Source organism: Methylomagnum sp., from assembly GCF_054333355.1.
The window spans coordinates 1-5,109 of sequence record NZ_JBTEKS010000319.1; the positions used below are offsets into that span (position 1 = coordinate 1).

The window sequence follows — 5,109 nt, forward strand, 5'->3', positions numbered from 1 at the left end:
TCGGCGGGGAAGGCGTGCAGCGCGGCGCAGCCGACGATGGTGCCGTCCCGCTCGATGACCAAATAATCCTCGATCTCCGATTCCAGCCGCTCGCGGGAGCGGGGCACCAGCACGCCCTTCTGTTCCAGCGGCACAATCAAATCCAGAATGCCGGGCACATCCCCCACCCGCGCCGTGCGCAAGGCTTCGAACGGCGTCCGGCTGACCAGGGTGCCCACGCCATCGCGGGTGAAGAGTTCCAGCAGGGTCGCGCCGTCGATGTGGCGGCTCAGCAAATGCGCCCGCTCCACCCCCTCCGCGCAGGCGCGGGCGGCGGCGCGAAGATGGCTTGCCACGTCGGAGGGCAGGGCGTTCGGGTCTTTCAGCAGCGCGTCCGCCTCGGCGGTCGTGAGTTGCCGCAGCAACTCGCCGTTCTGGCGGGACACGCAATCTTCCTCGCTCAACAGAATCAGCTTGTCGGCCTTGAGCGCGATGGCGGCGGCGGTGGCGACTTCCTCCGAGCGCAGGTTGAATATCTCGCCGGTCGGCGAATAGCCGACGGCGGACAGCAGCACCACGTCGCCCCGGTCCAGCGCGGCGCGGATGCCGTCCGCGTCGATGCGGCGCACCTCGCCGGTGTGCTGGAAATCCACGCCGTCCCGCACGCCCACCGGCTTGGTCGCCACGAAATTGCCCGAGGCCACGCGGATACGCGCCCCGGCCATGGGCGAATTCGCCAGTCCCATGGACATCAAGGCTTCGATCTCCACCCGCACGGTGCCCGCCGCTTCCTTCACGCATTCCAGCGCGGCCCGGTCGGTGATCCGTGCGCCTTGGTGATAATGGGCGTCCAGGCCACGCGCCGTCAGCCGGGCGTCGATCTGGGGGCGGATGCCGTGAACCAGCACCAGCCGAACGCCCAGGCTGTTGAGCAAAGCGAAGTCGTGGACGAGGCCGGGAAAAGACGGGTTAGCCACCGCCTCGCCGCCGAAGTACACGACGAAGGTCTTGCCCCGGTGGGCGTGGATGTAGGGCGATGAGCCGCGGAACCAGCGGACGAAGGCGGCGGCGGGGTTGGTGTGGGGCATGAAAGCGATTTGTTGAGCGTGGGGTTCAGAGCGAATGTAGGTCGGGCTTAAGCCCGACCTACGTTAGGGGATGCAGAAGCGCTCGATGAGCTTACTCAACATCTCCACCGCAGGCCGGATGTGGTCCAGCGGCAGGTATTCGTCGGGCTGGTGGGCCTGGTCGATATGGCCCGGTCCCATCACCACGGTCTGCATCCCCAGTTGGCTGAGGAACGGTGCCTCGGTACCGAAGGCCACCGCGCCGGATTCGGCCCCGCTGAATTCCTCGGCGGCGCGGATGATGTCCGAATCTGCGGGTGTCTCGAAGGGCGGCAGGCCCGCGAACAAGCGACGCAGTTCCAACGATAGGCCCGGCTGGTTCGCCAGCACGGGCGCGAGCCGGTCTTGCAGGGCTTGATGTAGTTCGTCCAAATCCATGCCGGGCAAGGGACGGATGTCGATCTGGGTTTCGCAGCAGCCGCAGATTCGGTTGGGATTGTCGCCGCCGTGGATGGCCCCGAGATTCATGGTCGGATAATCCACCTTGAAGGCCGGGTGGCGGTGCTTGGCTTTCAGTTCGGCGCGGAAGGCCAGCAGTTCGCCCAGCACCGCGTGCATCCCGTCGATGGCGTTGGCCCCCAGCGACGGGTCGCTGGAATGGCCCGCCTTCCCGCGTACCGTGATGGCTTCCATCATTACGCCCTTGTGCATCCGTATGGGCTTGAGTCCGGTGGGTTCGCCGATGACCGCTTGCCGCCCGAGCCGCTGATTGTTCGCCAGCAGGGCGCGGGCACCGGACATGGAGCTTTCCTCGTCGGCGGTGCCGAGCAGCACCAGCGGGCGGCGGAAGTCCTTGGGATCGAAGCGGGCGGCGGCTTCCAGCACCAGGGCAAAATAGCCTTTCATATCGCAACTGCCGAGGCCGTAAATCCGCCCGTCGCGTTCGGTGGCCTGGAACGGGTCGCTGGTCCATAGCTCGGGATTGCAGGGCACGGTGTCGGTGTGGCCGGACAGCACCAAGCCGCCGGGTTGGTCCGCCGGGCCACCCAAGGTGGCGATGAGATTGGCCTTGTTGGACGCGCCGATGGGCTGGATGTCGGCCCGGAAGCCTAAGCCTTCGGCCCATTCCGCCAGGAGGTGGATGACCGGCAGGTTGCTTTGGTCGAGGCGGGGATCGGTGCAACTGACCGTGGGCTCCGCGATCAGGGCGCGGATCATGGCGAGGGTGTTGGGGAGGGAGTTGGTCACGGTGGGATTCCGGTTAGCTTTTCGTCAACTGGTTGTATTCGGCCTGGCTTCCTATCCAAAACCATTGGACACCATCCGGCACGGGAATGCCGAGCGCTCGGTAATGCAAGCCAACCCTCACGCTTCTCAATTGCCCGGAGCGGACTGGTTTGAAATGCAGGGAGGGGTGATTGGGGTTGTGCTTGGGCAAGGCGTAGTTGCGATGGGCAAGCTGCTGAATGTCCGGCGGGAGTGCCTCCAGACAAGCCCAGAAGCGGCGGGAGGCGTAGTGTTTAAAAGCTCGCGGGCCAGGCCGTTGCGGTAGTTGGCCAGGGCTTCTTCAATCAGGCTGTCCAGTTTGCCAGCGGCGGCATCGGCTTCGATTTGCCGGTCCCAGGCCGCTGCGTCAAATTCGGCGAACCAGGCCCGGAATTTGTCGAGTTCGGCGGGGGGTAACTGGATGACGGCTTGTTCGATGGCTTCGGCGGTGACCATGGGCGAGTTCCTCGGGTTCGCGAAATGTTTTCCGGTGGAGTTGGGATGGTACGCGGGATTTTGCTTGTTCCCAAGCGCTTGCTTGAGAGTGGCGTGTCCCGTTAGTGGGGGCGAGGTGGCGAATTAGGGCGGGGGCGGCTTTATCTGGGGTGTGCCAAGGGCAGGTCACGGGGAGTATTTGATTGGGGTAGCGTATAGATTTGGAAGGTTGACGGCTTGGAATGTGGGGCGTAGTGTTTTAGATTATGTGTTCTTTTGCGGCCTAATTCAAATTAGGCCAATCGTAGCCGGTCCATCCTATACAACCAAAAATATCAAGAAGCCATTTCTATGGAGTAACAAAGAATGACTAACACCGAATCCGGGAAAATTTCAGATATTGGCGAAATAATAATTTCTTACCCTTATTATTTTTCAATAGTAGAGCCTTTGCTTGTTTTTATATATGAAAATGGTGGAGATACTTGCACTGTCAGAGCTAAGGATGTCTATGAGCCGCTAGCTGATTACTTCAAGTTGCCAGAAATAGATAGAAGGCGAACATATAATGATATATATAAAAATGGAAGAAATGCCATTTATTGGAAAGCTTTGGTGCAAAGAGCAAAAGATTGTGTTAGCTTTAGATATGTGATGCCAGCATCTAAAGGCATATGGAAATTAACGGATCAAGGAGTGCGGGTTGCGAAGGAAGTAATAATTAAGCGTGAGGTTTACATATCACCAGCACAAACTGCAATAACCGAGGGGTCAATAAAAATAGCCATATCTAAACGATATGAGAGAAGCATTATTGCTAGAGAAATGTGCATAAACAAGCATGGATATAGATGTGCGGCGTGCGACATTGATTTCTCAGAAAAATACGGGGCTATCGGAAAAGATTATATTCACATTCATCATAAGGTTCCACTCTCTGATATTTCTGAAGAACATATCGTAAAGCCAGAACTAGATTTGGTTCCAGTCTGTCCGAACTGTCACGCTATGCTGCATAGAAGAGAGCCACCATTGACGATTGAAGAGATTAAAGAAATGATAGCTTGCGATTGATGGGCTTCGTGCCCCCATCCCGCAGCCTACCGATTACCCACAAGTCCAAAAAAACAAATGAAATCAATGTCATTAGAGAAATCTCGTATATTTGATTTTATTGAATATTTCGGACTTGTGGGTAATGCGTAGCATCCCGCAGCCTACAGAGACGAGGCATTATAAATACTCTCAGGTAAGCCCCATGAATATTGCATTTTCTATTAACGACGATATTTTGTTTGCCTTGCGAGAAAACGCCACCGAATTCACCCGCGACATACGGTTTTTTTCGGCATTAGCATGGTATCGTAAAAACAAGCTCTCGCTGGGGAAAGCGGCGGAATTGGCGGGATACAGTAAACTCGACTTTATCGAGCGAATGAAATTGGAAGGCGAGCCAATTTTTGATTACGACGATCAAGAAGTGGCTGAAATCTTCGCCGATGTCGACAAGCTGCCATGAAATGAAAGCCCACGATTGATGGGCTTCGCACATCAGCCCATCCTACGGATTATCAGTCAGTTTAAATTCAGCCCTCTCCTGCCCGCCGCAATACGGCCTCGCGAGTTTTAGGATCGAGACGGAATCGCAAAGACTGAAGCCCGTCGAGAAGGGGAGAAACGGCGTCAATATAGCCAGCCTTCTTCGCATCTAGCAGCAGCCCAAGCGTCCCGGTCAGCCTCAGTCCAAGTCGCTGGGCATGGCGTCGAGCTAAACCATCATCAAGAATCACCACGGCATCCCGGCTCTCCAAAGCGAGCGCCAAAACCGCCGATTCCCCGGCCCCCAAATCGGTAATTAACGGAAGCACATTATGGCTCAGTGGCTACCGCAAGCTGACCCAAGGCAAAGCCGCTGGGTCGGGCACATCAACGCCGCGCCGCTTACCTTCGGCAAGTTCCAATACCACGGCGGTCGGCACAATCATTTTTCCCACCAAGCGCTCCAATAAGCTCAGTTGCCCAAGCTGATGCAGATACTGCAAAGGCGAGGTATTACAGATAATTTCAGACAAGGCGGGTTTCCTGATCTAAATCGGTTTCAGTAAGCGTAAACGTATCAATGCCAAAATCGGCCAACTTGGCGAGAAACACCACTCGGGGAATACCCGCCAACAGCGCCGCCGCGCCCGAAGAAAGTCGGCCCAATTCGTAAAGCTTCATGGCGGCGGCTAAACGAATCTCCATACCAGCGGCTTGATCGGAAAGCTTTAGCGAAACTAAGCTTTCATCAGGAATGTCGAGAATAACTTGACTCACAATAATGCTCCTCAAAAAGGATGAATGGGCCGCATAGTTTACGGCT

The 5,109-nt window shown here is 56.9% G+C and carries 9 protein-coding genes; 2 read left to right on the top strand and 7 right to left on the bottom strand.

The window, feature by feature from the left end; genetic code table 11:
• From argA to ACXWUF_RS18165, 4 genes are all read right to left on the bottom strand, one after another.
• Positions 1-1,067 (bottom strand): amino-acid N-acetyltransferase (gene argA / locus ACXWUF_RS18150; protein WP_458496016.1); only part of this gene is annotated, 1,067 nt, incomplete at its 3' end.
• 63 nt (positions 1,068-1,130) lie between these two features.
• Positions 1,131-2,294: an acetylornithine deacetylase gene (gene argE / locus ACXWUF_RS18155; RefSeq protein WP_458496017.1), complete on the bottom strand. Its 1,164-nt coding sequence runs from the start codon at positions 2,292-2,294 to the stop codon at positions 1,131-1,133.
• Positions 2,295-2,307: 13 nt separating this feature from the next.
• The gene (locus ACXWUF_RS18160; protein ID WP_458496018.1) at positions 2,308-2,484 is read right to left on the bottom strand and encodes a ParE family toxin-like protein; all 177 of its coding nucleotides are present in this window, start codon (positions 2,482-2,484) and stop codon (positions 2,308-2,310) included.
• Positions 2,421-2,768: a hypothetical protein gene (locus tag ACXWUF_RS18165; RefSeq protein ID WP_458496024.1), complete on the bottom strand. Its 348-nt coding sequence runs from the start codon at positions 2,766-2,768 to the stop codon at positions 2,421-2,423. The genes ACXWUF_RS18160 and ACXWUF_RS18165 overlap by 64 nt, the downstream gene beginning before the upstream one ends.
• A gap of 345 nt (positions 2,769-3,113) precedes the next feature.
• On the opposite strand from ACXWUF_RS18165, the gene ACXWUF_RS18170 reads away from it, so the two are divergent.
• Entirely contained in the window at positions 3,114-3,821 is a 708-nt protein-coding gene (locus tag ACXWUF_RS18170; RefSeq protein WP_458496019.1) for an HNH endonuclease, read from the top strand.
• 184 nt (positions 3,822-4,005) lie between these two features.
• Positions 4,006-4,266, top strand: a complete 261-nt coding sequence (locus ACXWUF_RS18175; RefSeq protein WP_458496020.1) for a UPF0175 family protein — start codon at positions 4,006-4,008, stop codon at positions 4,264-4,266.
• Between the two features lie 67 nt (positions 4,267-4,333).
• Here the strand turns inward: ACXWUF_RS18175 and ACXWUF_RS18180 are convergent, their stop codons facing one another.
• The 3 genes from ACXWUF_RS18180 to ACXWUF_RS18190 form a co-directional block, all read right to left on the bottom strand.
• Positions 4,334-4,615: a DUF3368 domain-containing protein gene (locus ACXWUF_RS18180; protein WP_458496021.1), complete on the bottom strand. Its 282-nt coding sequence runs from the start codon at positions 4,613-4,615 to the stop codon at positions 4,334-4,336.
• 15 nt (positions 4,616-4,630) lie between these two features.
• On the bottom strand, positions 4,631-4,819 hold the full coding sequence (locus ACXWUF_RS18185; RefSeq protein ID WP_458496022.1) for a hypothetical protein: 189 nt from the start codon (positions 4,817-4,819) through the stop codon (positions 4,631-4,633).
• On the bottom strand, positions 4,812-5,109 hold a 298-nt coding region (locus ACXWUF_RS18190), incomplete at its 5' end, for a UPF0175 family protein (RefSeq protein WP_458496023.1). The genes ACXWUF_RS18190 and ACXWUF_RS18185, both read right to left, overlap by 8 nt.